Origin of the sequence: Natrinema sp. LN54, from assembly GCF_052439245.1 — an archaeon.
In the GTDB taxonomy this organism is placed as follows: Archaea; Halobacteriota; Halobacteria; order Halobacteriales; family Natrialbaceae; genus Natrinema; species Natrinema versiforme_A.
In genome coordinates this window covers 156,247-176,056 of the sequence record NZ_JBQVRP010000001.1, presented here as the reverse complement: position 1 = coordinate 176,056, position 19,810 = coordinate 156,247, and the positions used below count along the sequence as shown (strand labels likewise).

Annotated in this window: 19 protein-coding genes; 10 read left to right on the top strand and 9 right to left on the bottom strand. The window is 66.5% G+C overall.

Annotation, left to right across the window (positions count from 1 at the left end; translation table 11 throughout):
• The first annotated feature begins 158 nt into the window (after nucleotides 1-158).
• Nucleotides 159-1,277 (top strand): tRNA (guanine(26)-N(2))-dimethyltransferase, encoded by a 1,119-nt coding sequence (locus ACT4ML_RS00865; protein WP_444719167.1) that lies wholly within the window; start codon nucleotides 159-161, stop codon nucleotides 1,275-1,277.
• 13 nt (nucleotides 1,278-1,290) lie between these two features.
• Here the strand turns inward: ACT4ML_RS00865 and ACT4ML_RS00860 are convergent, their stop codons facing one another.
• A complete protein-coding gene (locus ACT4ML_RS00860) occupies nucleotides 1,291-1,491 on the bottom strand; it encodes a hypothetical protein (RefSeq protein ID WP_138244326.1) in 201 nt (66 codons plus the stop codon).
• A gap of 227 nt (nucleotides 1,492-1,718) precedes the next feature.
• Between ACT4ML_RS00860 and ACT4ML_RS00855 the strand changes: the two genes are divergently transcribed.
• Complete coding sequence (locus ACT4ML_RS00855) at nucleotides 1,719-3,032, top strand: YhjD/YihY/BrkB family envelope integrity protein (protein WP_444719872.1); 1,314 nt, start codon at nucleotides 1,719-1,721, stop codon at nucleotides 3,030-3,032.
• A gap of 215 nt (nucleotides 3,033-3,247) precedes the next feature.
• Here the strand turns inward: ACT4ML_RS00855 and ACT4ML_RS00850 are convergent, their stop codons facing one another.
• The 4 genes from ACT4ML_RS00850 to dcd form a co-directional block, all read right to left on the bottom strand.
• Entirely contained in the window at nucleotides 3,248-4,051 is an 804-nt protein-coding gene (locus ACT4ML_RS00850) for an alpha/beta fold hydrolase (RefSeq protein WP_444719166.1), read from the bottom strand.
• A gap of 96 nt (nucleotides 4,052-4,147) precedes the next feature.
• Nucleotides 4,148-4,900 (bottom strand): hypothetical protein, encoded by a 753-nt coding sequence (locus ACT4ML_RS00845; protein WP_444719165.1) that lies wholly within the window; start codon nucleotides 4,898-4,900, stop codon nucleotides 4,148-4,150.
• Between the two features lie 86 nt (nucleotides 4,901-4,986).
• Complete coding sequence (locus ACT4ML_RS00840) at nucleotides 4,987-6,066, bottom strand: Vms1/Ankzf1 family peptidyl-tRNA hydrolase (protein ID WP_444719164.1); 1,080 nt, start codon at nucleotides 6,064-6,066, stop codon at nucleotides 4,987-4,989.
• 79 nt (nucleotides 6,067-6,145) lie between these two features.
• On the bottom strand, nucleotides 6,146-6,748 hold the full coding sequence (gene dcd / locus ACT4ML_RS00835; protein ID WP_444719163.1) for a dCTP deaminase: 603 nt from the start codon (nucleotides 6,746-6,748) through the stop codon (nucleotides 6,146-6,148).
• A 164-nt stretch (nucleotides 6,749-6,912) separates the two neighbouring features.
• Between dcd and ACT4ML_RS00830 the strand changes: the two genes are divergently transcribed.
• The gene (locus ACT4ML_RS00830; protein WP_444719162.1) at nucleotides 6,913-7,728 is read left to right on the top strand and encodes a hypothetical protein; all 816 of its coding nucleotides are present in this window, start codon (nucleotides 6,913-6,915) and stop codon (nucleotides 7,726-7,728) included.
• A 167-nt stretch (nucleotides 7,729-7,895) separates the two neighbouring features.
• On the top strand, nucleotides 7,896-8,234 hold the full coding sequence (pth2, locus tag ACT4ML_RS00825; RefSeq protein ID WP_138244332.1) for a peptidyl-tRNA hydrolase Pth2: 339 nt from the start codon (nucleotides 7,896-7,898) through the stop codon (nucleotides 8,232-8,234).
• A 5-nt stretch (nucleotides 8,235-8,239) separates the two neighbouring features.
• Here pth2 and ACT4ML_RS00820 read toward each other — a convergent pair whose 3' ends face one another.
• Nucleotides 8,240-9,220, bottom strand: coding sequence for a DMT family transporter (locus tag ACT4ML_RS00820; protein ID WP_444719161.1), 981 nt, complete (start codon nucleotides 9,218-9,220; stop codon nucleotides 8,240-8,242).
• A 238-nt stretch (nucleotides 9,221-9,458) separates the two neighbouring features.
• Here ACT4ML_RS00820 and ACT4ML_RS00815 point away from each other — a divergent pair, with 238 nt between their 5' ends.
• Nucleotides 9,459-10,253, top strand: coding sequence for a helix-turn-helix transcriptional regulator (locus ACT4ML_RS00815; RefSeq protein WP_138244334.1), 795 nt, complete (start codon nucleotides 9,459-9,461; stop codon nucleotides 10,251-10,253).
• A 56-nt stretch (nucleotides 10,254-10,309) separates the two neighbouring features.
• On the opposite strand, the gene ACT4ML_RS00810 is transcribed toward ACT4ML_RS00815, so the two are convergent.
• Both ACT4ML_RS00810 and ACT4ML_RS00805 read right to left on the bottom strand, forming a co-directional pair.
• Nucleotides 10,310-12,004: a fused MFS/spermidine synthase gene (locus tag ACT4ML_RS00810; protein WP_444719160.1), complete on the bottom strand. Its 1,695-nt coding sequence runs from the start codon at nucleotides 12,002-12,004 to the stop codon at nucleotides 10,310-10,312.
• Nucleotides 12,005-12,104: 100 nt separating this feature from the next.
• A complete protein-coding gene (locus ACT4ML_RS00805; protein WP_444719159.1) occupies nucleotides 12,105-12,332 on the bottom strand; it encodes a hypothetical protein in 228 nt (75 codons plus the stop codon).
• A gap of 168 nt (nucleotides 12,333-12,500) precedes the next feature.
• Here ACT4ML_RS00805 and ACT4ML_RS00800 point away from each other — a divergent pair, with 168 nt between their 5' ends.
• The gene (locus ACT4ML_RS00800) at nucleotides 12,501-12,911 is read left to right on the top strand and encodes an SRPBCC family protein (RefSeq protein WP_444719158.1); all 411 of its coding nucleotides are present in this window, start codon (nucleotides 12,501-12,503) and stop codon (nucleotides 12,909-12,911) included.
• Nucleotides 12,912-12,986: 75 nt separating this feature from the next.
• Here the strand turns inward: ACT4ML_RS00800 and ACT4ML_RS00795 are convergent, their stop codons facing one another.
• On the bottom strand, nucleotides 12,987-14,228 hold the full coding sequence (locus tag ACT4ML_RS00795) for a CobW family GTP-binding protein (RefSeq protein WP_444719157.1): 1,242 nt from the start codon (nucleotides 14,226-14,228) through the stop codon (nucleotides 12,987-12,989).
• Nucleotides 14,229-14,390: 162 nt separating this feature from the next.
• On the opposite strand from ACT4ML_RS00795, the gene ACT4ML_RS00790 reads away from it, so the two are divergent.
• The 4 genes from ACT4ML_RS00790 (at nucleotide 14,391) to ACT4ML_RS00775 (ending at nucleotide 19,802) form a co-directional block, all read left to right on the top strand.
• Complete coding sequence (locus ACT4ML_RS00790; protein WP_444719156.1) at nucleotides 14,391-16,334, top strand: hypothetical protein; 1,944 nt, start codon at nucleotides 14,391-14,393, stop codon at nucleotides 16,332-16,334.
• Nucleotides 16,335-16,463: 129 nt separating this feature from the next.
• The gene (locus tag ACT4ML_RS00785; protein ID WP_444719155.1) at nucleotides 16,464-16,760 is read left to right on the top strand and encodes a hypothetical protein; all 297 of its coding nucleotides are present in this window, start codon (nucleotides 16,464-16,466) and stop codon (nucleotides 16,758-16,760) included.
• The gene (locus ACT4ML_RS00780) at nucleotides 16,760-17,737 is read left to right on the top strand and encodes an ArsA family ATPase (RefSeq protein ID WP_444719154.1); all 978 of its coding nucleotides are present in this window, start codon (nucleotides 16,760-16,762) and stop codon (nucleotides 17,735-17,737) included. The genes ACT4ML_RS00785 and ACT4ML_RS00780 overlap by 1 nt, the downstream gene beginning before the upstream one ends.
• 199 nt (nucleotides 17,738-17,936) lie before the next feature.
• Nucleotides 17,937-19,802, top strand: coding sequence for a carbon starvation CstA family protein (locus tag ACT4ML_RS00775; protein ID WP_444719153.1), 1,866 nt, complete (start codon nucleotides 17,937-17,939; stop codon nucleotides 19,800-19,802).
• Nucleotides 19,803-19,810: the final 8 nt, after the last annotated feature.

Here is a 19,810-nt window from a genome sequence, read left to right as displayed (position 1 = left end):
GCCGGGTCGAGTCCGAACCGGGCGGCGACTCGAGGTTCTCGATTGCCCTACCGGCGGCCGACGACCGCCTCGAGTGAGCCCACATGGTCTCACAGCGCGGTCCGCCGACTGCGGTCCGAGACCACACCGTTTTTCGCCCGGTACCGACGAGACGTGGTATGCGCGTCACCGAGGGCGGGGTCGAACTCGAGGTCCCCGGCGAGCAGACGGAGGGCATCGAGGAGGCGGTCTTCTACAACCCGCGACAGGAGTTGAACCGGGATCTGACGATCGCGACGCTGCGGGCCTACCGCGAGCGCGAGGACCGCGCCACCACCTATCTGGACGCGATGACCGCGAGCGGCGTCCGCGGCGTTCGGGCCGCCGCGGACGGCTGGGACGTGACCTGCTGTGACGTCGACGAGGAAGCCGTCGACCTCGCGCGCGAGAACCTCGAGCGAAACGACTGCGAGGCGGCGACCGTCGAACACCGCGACGTCAACGCCCTCATGCACGACTCGACGTTCGACGTGATCGATCTCGATCCCTACGGGACGCCGATGCCCTTCGCCGACGCCGCGTTCGCGAACTGCCGCGATCTGCTCTGCGTGACCGCGACCGACACCGCGCCGCTGTGTGGCGCCCACTTCAACAGCGGCGTCCGCTCGTACTCCGCGGTGCCCCGAAACACGGACTACCACGCCGAAATGGGCGTTCGAATCCTCATTTCGGCGCTCGCACGCAGCGGCGCGCGCTTCGATGTCGGCGTCGAGCCGATCCTGACCCACGCGACCAGCCACTACGTCCGCACCTACCTCGAACTGACCCACAAGCCCACCGCGGCCGACGCCGCGATCGACGAGTTAGGCCACTGCTATCACTGCGAAGACTGCCTCTACCGCGAGGTCGACCCCGGGCTGATCGCCGATCCGGTCGAGACGTGCCCCCACTGCGGCGGGAATCGGATGCTCGCTGCCGGCCCGATTTGGCTCGGACCGGTCCAAGATTCGGAGTTCATCGCCGCGGTCCGCGACGAGATTCCCTATACGTTCGATACCGCACCGGAGGCGCGGGAACTCTGTGATACGCTCGCGGCGGAACTCGACGAGCCGACCCACTACGACCAGCACAAACTCTGTCGGAACTGGGGGCTGCCCGCGAACGCGATGGACGACTTCTTGGCCGACCTGCGCGAGGCGGGATATGCGGCCTCTCGAGCCCACTACGGCGGGACGACGTTCAAGACGGACGCGAGCGTGGGCGAGATCCGCGCGGCGACCGAGGACAGTCTCGGCTAGTCGACGAGAGCGGTCACTCGAGGTCGGCGTACAGTCGCACGAGCCCACACTCCGGGCAGCAGACGCCCTGCAGTTTCGTCGTATTTTTCAGCCCGATCTTTCCCAGGAGTCCGTCGCGTTTCCCCGTCGCGATGGACAGGCTCATTCCCTCGGTGTCGCGAACGGGGACCGATTTCATCGTCACGCCGCAGTCCGGACAGCGTCGTTGCTCCATACGATAGTATCAGTTCTCCAATTGAAAATACTTGGCTCGAATCGCAGCGTCCGGCGACGGCTCGAGCGGCGGCTCTCCGGCCCGTATCGGCCCCGTACATCGACTCGCCGGTCGAAGGGAACGACTACGGCGTTTCAGTCGCGATCGGGCCGGAGACGCCGTAGCGAGCGCCACAGTGTAAGAGTCCGTTGTGCATCTGTGCGACGAGACTACATATAGTGGCCCGCGTGGAAGGGGCGCGCGTGATCGACCGCAAACGGGGACTGGAGGTAACGGGAGAAGCGGTCCGGCTCGCGCGGACCGAACAGTTGACGCTGCTCGCGGCGGGCGTCGCGTTCTACGGGTTCATCTCGCTCGTCCCGCTCATGTTACTGGCGCTGGGGATCGCCGCGTCGATCGGCGGCGAAGTACTCGCGGCGCGGCTCACGGACGCGGTCAGCGACGTGCTCACGCCGGCGGCCCAGGAGTTGCTCGCCGAGACGATCGTCGACGATACCGGTCGACAGGGGGCGACGGTCGTCGGCATCCTCGGGCTACTCTGGGGCTCGAGTCGGGTCCTCCGCGGACTCGATCGGGCCTTCTCGCAGGTGTACGGCACCGCGGGGGACAAATCGCTGCTCGACACCGTCTGGGACGCGATGATCGTCTCGCTCGGCATCTCGGCAGGCCTCGTCATAGTCGGGACCCTCGAACTGGGGATCCGGTTCGTTCCCGGAGTCGGCCTGTCGATCATCGGGCAGCTGTTCGTCATCCTCGGGCTCATCGCGACGTTCCTGCCGCTGTACGTCATCTTTCCGGACGCGAACGTCGGCTTCCGGGAGGCCGCTCCGGGGACGATCGTCGCCGCTCTCGGCTGGTACGCACTGAGTCAGAGCTTCTCGCTGTACACCAGTCTCGCTACCGGGTACGCGATCTACGGCGCGCTCGGGGCCGTGTTCCTCGTCCTCGTCTGGCTGTACATCGGCTCGATCATCCTCGTCTTCGGCGCGGTCCTCAACGCGGTCCTCGCCAACCGTGAAGTGGATCGGCAGCTACAAAGTCCCGGACATCGACAGATTTCGACAGAAGCGATGACCGACGACGCTACGGGTGCCGACGAGGGAGCCGCGGAGGACCGCGCGAGCGACCGTGCGACCGCGAGGAGCGCCAGCGCCCGAACGCGCGATCGTTCGGGCGACCCCGAGGTGCTCCGCGAGGAGATCGAGCGGCTGCGCGACCGCGTGGATTCCTTCGAAGACGACGTCGAGAACAGGACCGTTCGAAAGGAATCCCTCGAGGGCGAGTTGAAACGCTACGTCCGACGCCGCGTGCGGCGCGGCCACGCCCACGACTGGGGACCGTACCTCGTCTTGCTGTACGGGACGGCGATGTCGATCGCCGCGTTCTACTTCCTCGAGGGAATCTGGGCGATCCTCGCGATGATCGTCGTCTGGACCTCGACGCTCGGCGTCTACGTCCTGATGGTCCTGTTCGGCTTCGGCATCTCCCTGCTCGGGATTCCGGGCCGCGTTCGGAACCTGATCGGTGACCGGCGCTCCTGATCGCGCACAGCGAGAGCGGTCCCGTCCGTCGGCTCCCATTTTGCGCCCGAGTTCCGTTCCGGACTCGAGTCCGAGTTCCTCGCGAGTATCAGTCTCTCACAGCGACTCGGCCGCCGCTTTACGGCACCCGTGAGCGGAACGGCCGCGCCGCTCAAGCGGGGCCGTCACCGAGTCGCTCGCTGCGTAGCGTCGCCGAGTAGCGTTGTCGTCGCCGATTACTGCCGTGTGGGGACGGCCTGTCGGACGAACCGTCGCACCCGGTCCGTGTACGTCGCCGGGCGGTGGAGGTTGCAGATGTGGCCGGCACCGGCGAGGACTTCGACGCGGCCGTCCCGCGCCGCGCCGGCGTGGGCCTGCTCGCCGCGTCGCATGAGTTTGTCGTTCTCCCCATTGAGGATCAGCGTCGACCCGGGATAGCTCGAGAGCTTCGCCCGGAAATCGACGCCCGCGATGTCCGGGCCCGCGTCGCCGAACTGCTTCGGGTAGAAGCCCGAGTCGATGATCTCCCGCTCGATGTCCGGCGGGAGATCGCGGTTTCGAACCCAGCGCGTCGCGAGCTTCTCGCCGGCGCGTTTCCCGAGGTCGGGTTTGGTCAGGAGTCGCGTCAAACCGCCGGTCAGTCGCGTACCGAGCGCCATCGTGTTCACCGGGTTCACGCTGCTACCCGACAGCACCAGCGCGTCGACGTCGCCGGGATTGCGGTAGGCGTACTCGGTCGCCGCGTACCCGCCCAGCGAGAGCCCGACGAGCACCGCCGAGCCGTCGACGTGGGTCTCGAACACGTCCTCGAGGACGTCGATCGCCGGGGCCATCCGGAACGGCTTGCCGGCGCGGGTCCCGTGACCCGGCAAATCGGGCGCGACGGTGTGATACTCCTCGGAGAGTTCCCGCTGCTGGGGCAGCCACATTTTCCGCGTGAACATCGCGCCGTGGACGAACACGATCGACTGTGCATCCGATGGGCCGGCGACGTCGACGCCCTCGACGCCGTCGCCGTCGCCCTCGCCTCTCCAGTTCATAGCTGGTGTGCGTATCACGAGGAGCGTCTTAGTAGGCCACCCGGCGAGCCACGGCGAGCGCGGAAACGAATCCGGTGTCGACGCGAGTTTTGGACGCTACTCGTCCCCGCTCTCGTCGGAACCGGATGCGGACTCGGATTCGGCGTCCGTCAGCGACTCCGTTTCGGGGTCGTCCGCGAGCCCTCGTGCACCGTCCTCGGTCGTCGGCCCTCGATCGGTCGACTCCGTCTCGCGGAGCGCGTCCGGGTCCACTGCGGCGTCGGTCCGGTCTGCATCCTCTCCGGGATCGACGGTCGCGTCCGTCCGCTGTGGGTTCTCGTCGACGTCTACCGTCGCATCGGATCGGCTGTCGTCGTCGCCAGCCGACCCCGACGAGAACTGCGGATCGCGGTCGGCCAGTTCGGTCGGATCGGCTTCCATCCCGCGACTCCGTTCCTCGATCTGGTCCATCTCTTCGGCCGTACGCAGGCCGTCATCGTCGGCCATATCCTCGGATATTTCAGTCTCGTCGATCCCGCTCATGCTGCCCGCGGGTTCCGTCTCCGGTCCGTCGGAGGACGATCCGTCGCGCTCGGCACCGGCGTCGGTCGTCGAGTCATCCCGGATCGGAAGCCCGCCCTCGAGTCGGATCGCGTCGCCAGTAATTTCGCGAACGGACTCCCGGTCGAGCATGATCCGCTCCTCGGCACCCTTCTCCCAGCCGAGCGAGGACTTGATCGACTCGACGGCCGACGGGTCCGGCCTGACGCGGGCGATGTCCCCCTCGACGGCCGCGACGACCCCGACCTCCTCGCCGGCGGCGTTCTCGACGGGTTTGTCGACGTCGTCTTCCGAAAACGTGGCGCACATATCGTCGGCTACCGGGACTCGAGGCAAGCCGGTGGTGCCTGCAACAGCCAGTCGATTTCGGAGACCGCAGCCGGTCTGACCTGTTGTCAATCGATCGGGAACCGCAACAGTGCGCCGACGCCGTCGAACGCGTCACGGAAGCGGCTGCCGTCCGGGAAGTCGTCCGGAACGACGACGGTCTCGCCGCCTTGCTCCGCGGTTCGGTCACCCAACGTCTGTAGCTCGCGCCCTTCGATCCCCGTCGAGAGCAACAGGGTCTCGACCGCGTCGTACTCGAGTGCGTCGTCGACTTCGTCTGCGCCGTAGGCGACGGGGTCGCCGTCGTCACGGACCGCTTCGAAAAACGTCCCGAGCGCGTCGCGGACGTCCCCGCGATCGCGCTCCGAAATCTCGCTTTCGCCCTTGGCCGCGAGTTGGCGGAGTCCCTGCTCGGAGGCGTACTCGACGGGGAACTCACCGACGAGGCGGTCCTCGAGCCGGTGGTCGAGGTCGGCCTCCTCGCGGAAGTCCTCGACGGTGCCCGTGGTGCCCCCGAGGAGGACGCCGTCGATCGGGTCGCCGTCGACGAACTCCATTTCGGCCCGGTCGGCCACCTCGTCGAAGAAGTCACGCTTCTGGCGTTCGCGGTCGCGTTCGAACCGCTCGGCCGACTGCCCGCCGGCGCTCGACTTTCCCGGCACGTCGCTGTCGAAGCGCTCGATCGGCTCGACGCCCTCGTCGTCCAGCCGGCCCAGCGCGGCCCCGCCGCGCTCGACGACGAGCAGGCCGTAGGTCGATTCGGGCTCCGTGACCGCCTCGAGGGGCTCGAGGGCGAACTCGTTCGCGTGGTCGTATCTGGACTCGTCGATCGGGACCGGGAGGTCGTCGAACGTCGCGGCGACGAGGTCGCCGTCGACGACGCCGACGTAGATCGCCAGCCCGGTCTCGGGCACCTCGTCGTACTCGTTCAGGCGGCTCCGGACCGCCTCGAGGGCGTCGACGAGCGGCTGGGCCATCGACTGCTCGTCGAGTTGGGTCGCCTCGGCGTAGTCGGTTTCGACGGGCTGGCGGGCCTCGCCGATCGATTCCTCGGGCGCGACGGTCAGCGTGACGAGCACGTCGCGGTCGGCCGACGCGGACGCGAGGCGGTCGAGCCGCTCGTGAAGTTCGTAGTTCGCGAGAGACATCTCCAATCAGTGCCCGCGGCTACGAACGACCCGCGGTTGAACTCCCTGCCGGCGTGTTCACCCCGCGCGCCGGTCGTCGTCAGTCCTCGCGCTCGAGTTGGTCGCCGCCGAACTCGTCGTCGCTCTGGATACGGGAGGCCTGCGGGCCGTCCTGGTCCTGATACTTCGAGCCGCGTTCGCTGCCGTAGGGTCGCTCCGCGGGCGACTTGAGCTCGGTGAACGTGAGCTGCGAGATGCGCATGCCGGGCGTGAGCGCGACCGGTGCGGAGCCGAGGTTCGACAGCTCGAGCGTGATCTGGCCCCGATAGCCGGGGTCGCAGAGACCCGCCGTGGCGTGGACGACGACGGCGAGTCGGCCGAGCGAGGAGCGCCCCTCGACGTGGGCGATCAGGTCCGCTGGGATCTCGACGCGCTCGTGGGTCGTCCCGAGCACGAAGTCGCCGGGATGGAGGATGAAATCGTCGTCCTCGTCGACGATCGTCTCGGTGACGTACTCGTCGACCTCGTCTTCGGTGTTCGGGTGAATACAAGGGATGTTCGTCCGCTGGAACTCGAGGAACTCACGGCCCAGCCGCAGATCGACGCTCGCGGGCTGGATCTGCAGTTCCGGATCGTCTAACGGTTCCACGACGAGATCGCCGGCCTCGAGGCGCTCGAGGATGTCCGCGTCGGAGAGGATCATACGGAGTAGGAGCGAGCACGGGGCCCTAAATTCCTCGGTCCGAGCGCGACCCGTCGGTCGGCCGCGACCGACCGATCGCGCAGGTCGCCGTCTCGTGTGAACGCATTGAAATTCTCGATCGGACGGCCTAACCGATTATAACGCTGTATCACGAAGGCCGCCGCATGGATGGGGAGCAGGACCGGTTCCACGGCGACACGCGGGTTCTGCATCAGCAGGCCGTCAGAATACCGCTTCCCGATCGGGAGGCCGAGCGCGTGTTCCACGAGAACATGATGAACGTGGCGGCCGCTCGAGAGCGGAAAGCGGCGCTGTTCGCCGACTCGGACGTCTCAGTGTTAGACGCCTACGAAGCGGAACGCGATCGCATCGCCGAGACGTTCCAGCGGCGGCTTCGACGGACTGTCGGGGAGAACTACGAGGAGGTCGCGATGGCGTATCACCGCGGTGAGCGAGACGACCGGATCGGCGCGCTGGCCGCGTACTACTTCGAGGGGGCGTGGCGGGCACAACAGCAGGTCACGATCACCGACATGCTGTATTCCCCGCTGATACTCCGCTATCCGGACAGCTTCACCCTCAACATGCGGTTCGCCAGCGGGTACACGACGGCGGAATCGGTCCGCTACGAATCGCCGGCCCACTGTTCGGAGGACCTCGACGACGAATACACCGAGACCTACTACGAGGAGAGCCTGTACTCCCAGAAACAGGCCGCCGACTACCTCAGCGAGACCGCCGAGATCATCCGCGAGGAGTTCCCCGGTCCCGACGAGACGTCCTTCGAGGAGCGCAAGTACGGCGGCGTCGTCTCGGCGGGCGGCCGCCGCGGCTCGGTCTTCTCGGAACTGCTCGAGCGCGTCGAGCCCGATCCCGATCGGTTTTCGGAGTCGATCGACGAGCCGACTCTCGTCGAGGCCGGCCCGGAGGCGACGCGGACGGAGCGCAAACTCCTTCGAGACTGCGAGATCGTTCACTGACCGCGGCCGGTTCACCCGACGCGAGTAGCGAAAGCGGTGGTCGCGCAGTTGGAACGCGCGTCTCTGGCGGACGAAATCTCACCGGATGAACGGCTACTCGCCGACCCGTCGTCGCTTTCGCCGCGGAGATAGTCACGGCTAAAGGTGTCCCCGTCCTCGAGTCGGCCATGAAACAGGCCATCGTCGCCCGTACGGACATCGGGATGGGGCAGGGAAAGCTCGCCGCACAGGTCGCTCACGCGTCGCTGTCGGCCTACGAGAAGGCGGACAAACAGTTACAGGACCAGTGGAAACAGGGCGGACAGAAGAAGGTCGTCCTGAAAGGCCAGAGCGAACGGCAGCTCCACGAACTCTCCGAAATCGCCGAGCGGAAGGGGATCCCGAGCGCCGTGATCCGGGACGCCGGCCACACCCAACTCGAGCCGGGAACTGTCACCGCGCTGGCGGTCGGCCCGGCAGCGGACGACCGGGTCGACAGCGTGACCGGCGAGCTGTCGCTGTTCTAATCCCGTCAGTCCGAGCGGTAGCCCCGCGGTTCCTCCCTGACCGCCGATTCGTCGTCTGCCAGCGGCGGGTCGGCGGGACCGGTCGGGAGCAGCGAGCGAACGTCGATCGACTTGCTGCCAAGCACCGCGAAGCCAGCGAAGATCGTCAGGAAGCCGACGACGGCCATCGCGTCGATGGTCTCGTCGAGCAGCGCCCAGCCGCCGAGCGTCGAGACGACGGGCACGACGTAGAAGATCAGGTTCGCGCGGATCGCGCCGGCCGTGTCGATGAGGCCGAAGTAGGCGATGTAGGCGAGGACGCCGGCGAAGATGCTGACGTAGCCGAGCGCCAGAGCCGCTTCGGCGCTCCACGTGATCGCGGCCGTCGACTCGCCGCCGGACCAGGCCAGCAGGTGACACAGCGCGGCGGCGAACGGCAGGCCCCACGCGACGCGGACCGTACTCGAGAGGTCGCTGTCGGCCCGGCGGATGAGGACGGCCCCGAGCGCGGCGGCGATCGCTCCGGCGAAGAGGATGCCCTTGCCGACGGCACCGCCGAGCAGGTTCGCGGGATCGGGGCTGACCACGAGGGCGACGCCGAGCAGGCCCAGTCCCATGCCGGCCGCGCCGCGGGCGGAGAGGCGCTCGTCGGAGAGCAGGAACGCGGCGAACACCGGCGTCATGATGGGGTTGAGACTGTACATGATCGAGGCGACGGCGCTCGTGACGTACTGCTGGCCGACGAACAGCAAGGCGTTCGTCAGCCCGATCGCGAGGACGCCGGTCGCGAGGATCGCGCCGATGTCACCGCTGGTCCGCGGCAGCAGTTCCGATCGCGACGAGGTCAGACCGACGTAGGCAAGCATGACGACCGCGGCGATGTCGAACCGGAAGGCGACGAACAGCAGCGGCGGAAAGTACGCGAGTCCGGCCTTCGCGGCGACGAAGGTGCCGCCGAAGAACAGACTCGAGAGGGCGAAGAAAACGGCGATGCGGCGGGAAACCATCTACGCCGTCACCTCCGTTCGAACCGTGTGCGCCGGACCGATCTCGGCCGACGCGGGGATAGCGAAAATCATCGTACTACACCGTACGAGCTACGGGTTTATAGTTTCGTTCAGAAAATATTTCATAGTAAGAAAGGTCGGCGAGCCGAGAAACTGCTGGAAGCCGCGATACCGCTGCAGACCGTGAAATAATTTCACACTGCGAAAACGATTTACCACAGCGGCGACGACTGTCCGTATGGAATCGGCGCTCGAGGAGATCGAGTTCCTCGCACTCTCGTCGAACCGGGTCGAGGTGCTCAGGCTGCTCGCCGAGGAACGACGGACGCGGACCGACCTCGCGAACGCGACCGGCGCCTCGCAGGCCACGCTGGGCCGGATTCTCGGCGATTTCGAGGACCGATCGTGGATCAGACACGACGGCAGCGAGTACGTCGCGACCGCGACCGGACGGCTCGTCGCGGAGGGGTTTACCGACTTACAGGAGATCCTCGAGACCGAGGGCAGGCTCCGGGATATCGTGGACTACCTGCCCACGCACGCGATGGACTTCGACCTCCGGCGGCTCTCGGACGCGACGATCACCGTCCCCAGCGGGACGCGGCCGAACGCGCCGCTGAGCCGGTTGCTCGGATTCCTTCGGGAGGGCGTCGAGGTCCGGACGTTTTCGCACACGTTCAACGAACAGACGCTGCGCGTCGTCCGAGAGCGCGTGACCGCCGGCGAGCAGCGCTTTCGAGGCGTGTTCGGCCGCAGCGCGATCGACGCCCTCGCCGACGACTCGGCGCTCCGCGGGCAACTCGAGGCCCTGCTCGCGGCCGAGGACGCCGAAATCCGGGTCCGCGAGGAGGGCGTGCCGATCGCGATCATGATCGTCGACGAGGTCGTCTACCTGCTCTTGCGCGACGAGAACGGCATTCTCCGCGCCTCCGTCGACACCGACGACGACGCCGTCCGCTCGTGGGCCGAGGACTCGCTGGACCACTACTGGCGGACGGCGACGCCGCTCGAGTCTGAGACGCTATCCGACTGAGAAGCGACCGGCGCACCCGTTCTGCGTCGTCATGGCTCCGTAGCCGCGGCGACCGGCTACGGCGACGCCGGTTCCGTTGCCACCGGGCCGACGGCCGCCGGATCGGTCGCTCCCGACTCGAGTCCCGGTCCGCCCGGTTCCGGCGCGGGTCGCGCGAGTGCGGGTGAGGAGCCCGCCGCGATCGACGCGGGTTCCGGGCTCGTCTCCTCGTCGTCCGTCTGTTCGATGACGTACTCCTGTCCGACCGTCGACGCCTGCAGACTGTCGACCGGCGCGTGGTCCTCGGTCAGCACCGGCACGTCGTCGGTCTCCGGCTCGGAGAGGGAGGCGTTGACCTCGCCGCTCAGGTCGATCCCGAGGTCGCGGTTTTCGTTTCGCTCGGCGAGTTCGGCGTCGGTGAAGTCGGTGTTGTCTTTCGTCGCGACGACCTCGATGTTCTGGACCGAGTCCCAGTTCGACGTCCGGTAGCTGTAGGTCGACGCGAACGCCTCGTCGATGGTCTTGTACTGGGCGCGGTAGAACTCCGAGCCGGCGCCGCTGGGTGCGGCGATGACGTTCGCGAGGAAGACGCCGTCCTCGGTCAGTCGCTCCTCGGCCAACTCCATAAATCCGAGTTGGGTCAGGTGAATCGGGACCTGATCCTTCTGGTAGGCGTCGAGGACGATCACGTCGTAGGTCGTGTCGGTATCTCGGAGGAACTGCCGCCCGTCTTCCGTGTGGACGGTCATGTTATCGCCCTCCTCGAGATCGAAGTAGTCCTTGGCTGCCTGCGACACTTCGGGATCCAGTTCGGCGACGTCGACGTTGACGTCGTATTTCCGTTCGAAGTCCTTCGGCCCGGTGTACCCGCCCCCGCCGATGAACAACACGTTCTCGACCTCGTCCGGATCGTCGACCATCAGCATGGGCAGGTGGAAGAACCGCGTGTACTCGAAGACGTGGCGGTCGGGGTCCTCAAGGTCCATCGCGCTGTGGCGGGCCCCGTCGAGATACAGCGTCCGGGTATCGCCGTCGTCGATGACCTCGAGTTCCTGATAGGCCGTCTGGGTCTGGTAGACGACGTCGCCGCGGTGGTCGAACGCGATCGGGCCGAGGCCGGCCGCGACGACGAGCAACACGGCGATGGCGACGCTGGCAGCCGCTGGTTTCGATGTGACTGCGGGGAGCGTGAGCGCGAATGCGGTGCCGACGAGGACGAACCCGAACAGGAGGCCGATCATGTCGATGCCGAGCACGGGGATGAGGAGGTACGTCGTCGCGCCCGCGCCGACGATGCTCCCGATCGTCCCGAGCGCGTAGACGTGGCCCGACGCCTCGCCGGTCCCCTCCTTCATCGAGAGTTCGGCCGAGTAGGGGCTGATGAACCCGAGCAGGTAGGTCGGGGGACCGAAGAGGATGAGGACGGCCGGCAACGAGGCGTATCGGGCCGGCAGCGGCATCGCCGAGGCCGAGAGCAGGAGTTGGTCGCTCGCGTAGACCACGATGGCGACGTAACCCGCCGTTCCCAGCAGGATCCAACTCATTCGGCGGTTCGACGCCGTCTGGGCCCGCTTCCCGCCCTGCCAGTAGCCGAGACTCAGCGCGGTGAGGAAGACGGTGATGATGCTTCCCCACGTGTAGATGCTGCTTCCGAACTGGGGGGCGATGATCCGGCCCGCGAGAATCTCCAGTCCCATGCTGGCAACGCCGGAGACGAACACTGCGACGTCGGGTTTGGTCGGCCGGTAGGCGGACAGCTGCCGCATACTCATTATCGAAACTGTAGCGGGCCTGCGATGAGAACCTGTCGCCTCGCGACGGTATCGCCGGACCCCGCTATCGCCGCGTCGATCGGCCCCTCACGACGACCGGTCAGGGCCGCGTGACGACGTGGGTGAGCACGAAGACGGCGAGAGCCACCGCTGCGACGGTGACCGGCGTGAATACGAGCGCACCGATGAGGTCCGCCCCCCAGACGAACATCGCGGCGAACAGCGTCGAGAGGACGGCGTTCAGGAGGAGCAAGACGCGCGGATCGCCCTGCGAGGACTCGAGCCCTTCCTGTAGTCCGTCGTCCGGCTCGCCGTCGGGTTCGGCCATGCGAAGAGAGGGGGACGTGGGTCACTTAGTGGTTTCCGTGCGCGACACCGGCGACCCGCAGCGGCGACCTGCCGTGTTGGCCGCGTCGAGACCAGTGTCGGCGGTCTCGTCGGGAACGATCCCGCCGGGACGGCGGTTTTTATAGTGGTTCGGCGGCACGGGGTCACTATGCGCGAGGTGACGGCGTCGCGAGTCCTCGAGGTGGCCGCGGCCGACCTGTCGGCGTGGCTCGAGCCGGCGGCGATCGTCGAAGCCGAGGGGAGCTTCGCGGTCGAGAGCGTCGAGGAGGGAGCCGACGCCACGATCGTCGTTGCCAGCGGTCCCGGAATCCGACTTCCGCTGCGGTTCGAGGACCGCGACGACGCGATGTACTACACACAGGAGGGCGAACACGGCCCCTTCTCTCACATGGAGACGTGGCTCGAGTACGAGCCGATCGACGACCGGCGGACTCGGGTGACGATCCGGTCGGCGGTCGAACTCGCCGCGCCGCTGCCCTTCGGCGATCGGATCGCCGCGTGGAAACGCAACGGCGAACTCGAGGGGGCGCTCGAGACGATCGAGACCGAACTCGGCTGACGGTTGTGGTGGGATGGAACGAGCGGCGGAGACGGAGTCGGAGTACGGAGCGGTGAGCGCGGGCAGCGGCAGTGATCAGGGCTCGCGAAGTACGACATCCTCGTCGTCCTCGCTCGGGAACGGGTTCGGCAACTCGTCGGCTCGCTCCCACTCGTCGTCGGTGACCAGACAGTCCTCGAGTCGCGAGCGAAGCGTCGGTTCGTGAGCCGCGAGGTCGGTACCGATGACGACCAGTTCCGTCCGGCGGTCGCCGTGGTCGTCGTGCCACTCGAGGTCGGGTCGATTGGAGCGGTACAGGTCCCGCTGGACCTCGGGGAGGGCGTCGATCCACGGCCCACGGACGGTCGCACGAACTGACGGGCCGGCCTGAGCGATATCGACTTTCACGTCGCGGCCGGCGATCCACGCCGTCCCCTTCGATCGGACGATATCGTCGGGGAGGTCTCGGAGGAACGACGCGAAGCGCTCGGGATGGAACGGGCGGCGCTCCCGGACGACGAACGAGTCGACGCCGTAGACCTCGTCCGGGTGGCGATGGCCGTGGTCGTCGTGGTCACCGTGATCGTCGTGGCCGTGCGGCTCGTCTCCGTGCTCGGCGTCGCGGTCCGCCCCCAGCGCCCGCTGCCAGCCAGCCAACTCGCCCGTCCGGCCGGGATCGAACAGGTCGACGCCCAGTATGCGATCCGGGTCGACCTCGCTGAACGTCGTGTGGATCGTCTCGGCGGTCGGCTGGAGCGCGCGGACGAGGGCGTCCGCCCGCTCGAGTTCCGTCTCGGTACAGAGATCCGTCTTGTTGAGCAGGACCAGATTCGCGACCTCGAGCTGTTCGATCACCAGATCCGAGAGCGGGCGATCGGCATCGCCAGTCTCTCCGCGGCGCTCGGGAACCTCGTCGCCGGCGAAGGTATCGAGGAACAGCCGCGTGTCGAGGACGGTCACCAGCGCGTCGAGATCGTAGCTGGCGGCCACGCGCGAGGACGTGGTAAAGAGTCGGGCGACCGGCGCGGGCTCCGAGATACCTGAGGACTCGACGAGCAGGTGATCGAACTCCCGTTCGCGGGCCAGCCGAACGACCGCCGTCTCGAGGTCGTCTTGGAGTTCACAGCAGATACAGCCGTTCGAGAGTTCGGCGACGCCGCCCTCGACGTCGAGATCCGAGCCCTCCGCGACGAGTTCGGCGTCGACGTTGACCGCGCCCATGTCGTTTACGAGTACCGCGAGGTCGCGGTCGGCGGTCCGCAGAAGGTGATTGAGCAGCGTCGTCTTTCCCGCCCCGAGGCTCCCCGAGAGGACGGTCACCGGAATCGGCGATTGCATAGGGATGGGTTGTGACTCGAGGGGCAAGAAGCGTCGCCTCGAGGTCGGGGCTGTCGGCTCGCGGAACGTACGTCGTCCCCACTACCGTTCCCCGGTGAAGTAGTTACTGAATGGGAAAGTAATGAAAACCTACTTGTAATGTCGGGAATAAAATCGGCTCGTATGAAGCAGTGTCCCCGCCGTACCCTCCTCGGTGGCATCGGCACGACGATCACCGCCGCGATGGTAGGAAGCGCCGCCGGCGCGACGACCACACAGACGGGTAGCGACGCCGAGTTACCGTCGCTCGATGGGCTCCTCGACTATCTCCCGGCGTCGGTCGCGACGGACTCGATGATGGTGATGGCGACGGACTACGAGCGCCGACGGAAAGCCGACGAACCCTACGAACGCACTCCGTCCACCGGACGGTTCGAGATCGACGCCGAATCCGTCTCGAAACAGGTCTACGTCTACGACAGCGGAGGCAGCGAGTTTTCGCGGCCGATCATTGTCCTCGCCGGTGAGTTCGACCTCGAGGGCGACGCCGAGACTCGCGAGACCGACGGCGGCGTCGAGTACGAATACCGGGAGACCGAGGAAACGGTCGCCGCCGTCACCGAGACGCTCGCCGTCATCGCCGAAGACGACGACACGATCGACGACGCGTTCGCCGCGAAGGCGGGCGAAACCGAGCGCTTGCTGGCCGCCGAATCCTCCCTCAAGAAGGGGTTCGGCCTCTTCGACGGCGGCCGTGCCGGCTACACCGTCCAGACCGGCAACAGCGCTCAGGCCCCCGATTCCATGGACGACGTTACCGTCGAATACATCGTCCGAGCGATCACGGTACTCGATCCGGACACCCTCGAGATGAACGTCGGGGTCGAATTCGAGGACGCCTCTGATGTCACCGACGAACTGATCGAGACGCTCAAAGGCGAACTGGCGTACACCGCGACGACGGGCGAGCCGACGGTCGAAACCGACGGCGCTCTCGTCACCATCTCCGTCGAGCGCGATCTCGCGGCCGAACGGGCGGTCAGAGAACACGACAGTCCCGGATTCCTCCGGGCCGAACGCGACTTCGATCTCGAGGACGATTACCTCGAGATCGAAGTCGGGCGCGGCGACCCGACTCCGATCGAGGACCTCACGCTCGAGGTCGGCGACGAGGAGTACGACCGTGATATCTGGGCCGACGGCCACGGCACCCTCGAAGAGGGCGACACGATCGTCATCGACATGGACGACGTCGAACCGAACCAGTCTGTCACGATCACACACGATCACGAACTCGGCACGAGTTCGAGTTCAACGAGGATCCTCAGCCGGTTCCAGTTCGAGTTCGACTACGATATCGAGACCGAGACGCTCGCCGTCGAGTACGTAGACGAGTTCCCGCTCGACGGCGACGAGGTTTCGCTCGTCGCCTACGACGAACAGCCGCGATACCGACTCGACGAGGACGGCCCCGAGCCGAAAACGACGACGCAGCCGTGGAGCGGAACGATGAGTTCGGGTGACGAGACGACACTCGAGGACGTCCAACCCGGCGACACCGTCCTCGTCTGCTGGGACGGGGCGAGCCGACAGGACAGCATCGCTCGCACCCGTATCCGACCGCCGGGCCACGTGCGCTTCGAGTACGACTACGAGAACGAGACGCTCTCGGCGACCGTCGAGTTCGAAGACGAGACCGAGCGGTCGGCCGCGGAGTACGAACTGCTGATCGACGACGAGCCGGCGGCCACGCAATGGGCCGACGAGTACGACACCGTTAGCTCGGGGACGACGATCGAACTCGAGGACGTGGCGGTCGGCACCGACGCCACTGCCGTCTGGGGCGACGAAGACATCCGCATCGGCGGTACGCGAGCGGAACCGTCGATCCAGCTGTCGTTCGATGAGGGGACGGTCACCCACGAGGGCGGCGACACCCTCCCCGCGTCGAAACTCGAGGCTCGCGTCTGGACGACCGACGGTCGCACCGAGATCGACATCGCCGACGAGGTCGACGGCGACTTCGAGGAAGGCGATTCGTTCACCGTCGACGCCGACGAGGCCCGCAGCATTATGCTCCGATACGACGGCGAGTATTCGGTCGGCTACGCGCATCCGCCGCGGTAACCGAGTCGAAACCCGCGGTCACCGGGAGTGCGTTTGTTGGCTCTCGCGGTTCGATATTCCGAGCGACGGCGAGTCGGCCACCGCCGGGACGCGACATATTTTTGTCTCCGGCCCTGAGCATGATTGACGATGACATTGGCCGATCGGATCGCGACGTTCCGGGCCACGCTCGAGGAGTGGCTCCGCGGGCTCTATCACGGGATGATCGCCCACCCCGCCTACGAGAAGATCGAGGCCGAAGCGGAGGACCTCGAGGACGCGTTCATGCTGGCGTGTTTCCCCGACGCCTTCGGCATCCCCTCGCCAGTCTCCTATTACACGGCCGAACTCCTCCCCTTCCTCGAGGACGAGTATCAAGCGTGGGAACGACGGATGTGGGACCGGCAGTCCGTGATCGAGCGTAAGGGCCACCAGTACCACTTCTGATGACGGAGTTTACCTTCTTCGGCGGCAAGGGCGGCGTCGGCAAGACGACCGTCTCGAGCGCCTACGCCCTCGAGTGCGTCGATGCGGGCCTCGAGACGCTGGTGGTCTCGACGGACCCGGCCCACAGCACCGCCGACGTGTTCGACCAGGAGTTTGGCGACGAGCCGCGGCCGGTCGAGGGCTATGACGGGCTCTCGGCGATGGAGATCGACCCCGATCGGGAAGTCCAGGACCACCTCTCGGAGCTCAAACAGCAACTCGGCTCCCAACTGAGCGCGACGATGGTCAACGAGGTCGACATCCAACTCGAGATGGCCCATCAGACTCCGGGTGCCTACGAGGCCGCCCTGTTCGATCGATTCGTCGAGGTGATGCGCAACGCCGAGCCGTACGATCGGGTGGTGTTCGACACGTCGCCGACCGGGTCGACGCTCCGATTGCTCGCGCTCCCGGAACTGCTCGAGCGCTGGATCGATCGGCTGATGGACAAACGCGAGCGCAGCATCGACCGCTTCGAGAAGGCGGCGATCGGCAACAACGAACCGCGCCGCGTGATGGAGGGCGATCCGATCCTCGCGCGCTTGCGGGAGCGCAAGGAGCGATTCGAGTTCGCCGGGGAGGTGCTGCGCGAGGACGCCGCGTTCTACCTCGTCTTGAACCCCGACGAACTCTCGATCCGGGAGACGCGCCGGTCGGTCGAGACGCTCGCGGAGGCCGACCTGCCGATCCGGGGACTCGTGGTCAACCGCCTCTCGCCCGAGCCCGATCCCGACGAAAACGGCCGGGGCGCGCGCTATCTCCGCCAGCGGGTCGCGACCGAACGCGACCGCCTCGAGCGGATCGAACGCGAGTTCGACGTGCCGATCGCCGCGACGATCGAAACCCGCGTCGAGGAGGTCCGCGGGAGCATTCTCGAGGATGTCGCCGCCGACCTCGAGATCGAGGTCGAAGACGGCGATCGAGCGCCGACGACGTAACGGAGTCGACCGTCGCGATTGGGACAGGGAAACTCGGTGTCGGCGGGAACCCGCGGTAGATTCAGCATCGCTCGTGACGTATATATTATATTCTCAAATCAATAGAGGGAGGAATGAAAAATCGTTCAGACCTAGTCCGAAATACAATGAATTATATTTATGGTTGTCCCGTGCAACGCATCGCTAGGGAGTTAGTAACATGGCAGGTGTAATTTGGATCGTCGCACTGGTGCTGGTGACGTTTACCGTCTCGTACGTGGCGTACGGACGATATCTCTCACAGTTCGTGGGGTTAGACGACAGTCGAGAGACGCCAGCACACAAGTACCAGGACGGACAGGAGTACGTACCGGCGAAGAAGCCGGTGCTACTGGGGCATCACTACTCGAGTATCGCGGGCGGGGCACCCGTGGTGGGTCCGATTACGGCCGCACTGGTCTGGGGCTGGGTGCCGGCCGTACTGTGGGTCGCTATCGGCAACCCGCTGTTGGGTGCGGTCCACGACTTCGTCTCGCTGTCGAGCAGCCTGCGACACGAGGGGAAGTCGATCGGCTACATCATCGGCGAGTACGTCGGCGAACGCGGCAAGGACATGCTGTTGTGGTTCGCGTTCCTGCTGACGATTCTGGTCGTCGCGGTGTTCGCGCTGGTCATCGGGGTCGTACTGAACGCGTATCCGTCGGCGGCGACCGCGAGCCTGCTGTACGTCACGCTCGCGTTCGTCTTCGGGGTCTGGCTCTACCAGCTAAACCTCCCGTTCTCGGTTGGGACGGTCGTCTTCGTCGGCGGCGTCTTCGCGTCGGTCTGGGTCGGCATCCAGTATCCGCTCGCGATCGTTCCCGGCGACTACCCCAGCGGAACGACCGTGTTGCTCGATTCGACGGCGTTCTTCCCGGCGCTGCTCGACAGCGCGAACATCGGCGCGTGGGTGCTGGTGATGCTCCTCTACGGGGCCGCCGCCAGCATCCTGCCGGTGTGGATGCTGTTGCAGCCGCGCGACTACCTCTCGTCGTTCCTCCTGTACGCGGGGGTCGGCGGGAGCCTGCTCGCGGTCATCGTCGGCACCTTCATCACCGGGATGGGCAGCGACGCGGTCCACCCCGAAACCGGTTCCGCGCTGAACTTCGAGATCACGACCGGCGCCTGGTACGGCTTCCTCGGACAAGGCGGGCCACTCGCGGAGATGATCCCGCTCATGCCGCTGTTCCCGCTGCTGTTCCTGACGATCGCCTGCGGGACCATCAGCGGCTTCCACGCGCTGGTCTCGTCGGGGACGACGGCCAAGCAGCTGAACAAGGAAACCGACGCGAAACTGATCGGCTACGGCGGCATGCTCGCCGAGGGCCTACTGGCAGCGGTCGCGCTCTGTGCGGTGACTGTCGTCGCGCTTCCGGAAAGTAGCGGCGGGATCGGCCTCGCGCTGCCCAACTTCGCGACCGGCGGCGGCGCACTGCTCACCGCGCTCGGGATCCCGTTCGAGTACGCCGCGCCGTTCATGGCGCTCGTACTCGCGAGCTTCCTGCTGACGAGCATGGACACGGCCGTTCGACTGGGCCGATACATGTTAGAGGAGATCGTCGGGACGCCGGAGACGACCGTCGAGCAGTACGCGGCCAACCGCTACGTCAACACGTCCATCATCGCGATCGTCGCGTTCTTCCTGCTCGGCAGCGGTCGATGGGAGGACCTCTGGACGCTGTTCGGCGGCGCGAACCAGCTGCTGGCGTCGCTGGCGCTGCTGACCGGCACCGTCTGGCTGGCTAACTGGAGCCAGTCCAAGCAACTGCTCTCCACGGGCGGCCCGATGGCGTTGATGGGATTCATCACGGTCATCGGCCTCACCTGGACCGGGCTCTATCAGATCCTCGGCGGGCGACTGCTCGGCATCACCGCCGACGCGGAGACCGAACTGCTCGGACAGGCCTCGGCGGTCGTCCAGCTCGCGATCATCGCCGTCCTCATCGGACTGGCGCTGTCGCTGTTCAAGATCGGCTACGACAACATCCAGATGGCCCGCGGGGCCGGCGACGGCCCCGCGGCCGACGTGGCCTCTGACGACGACTGATCGCGTCA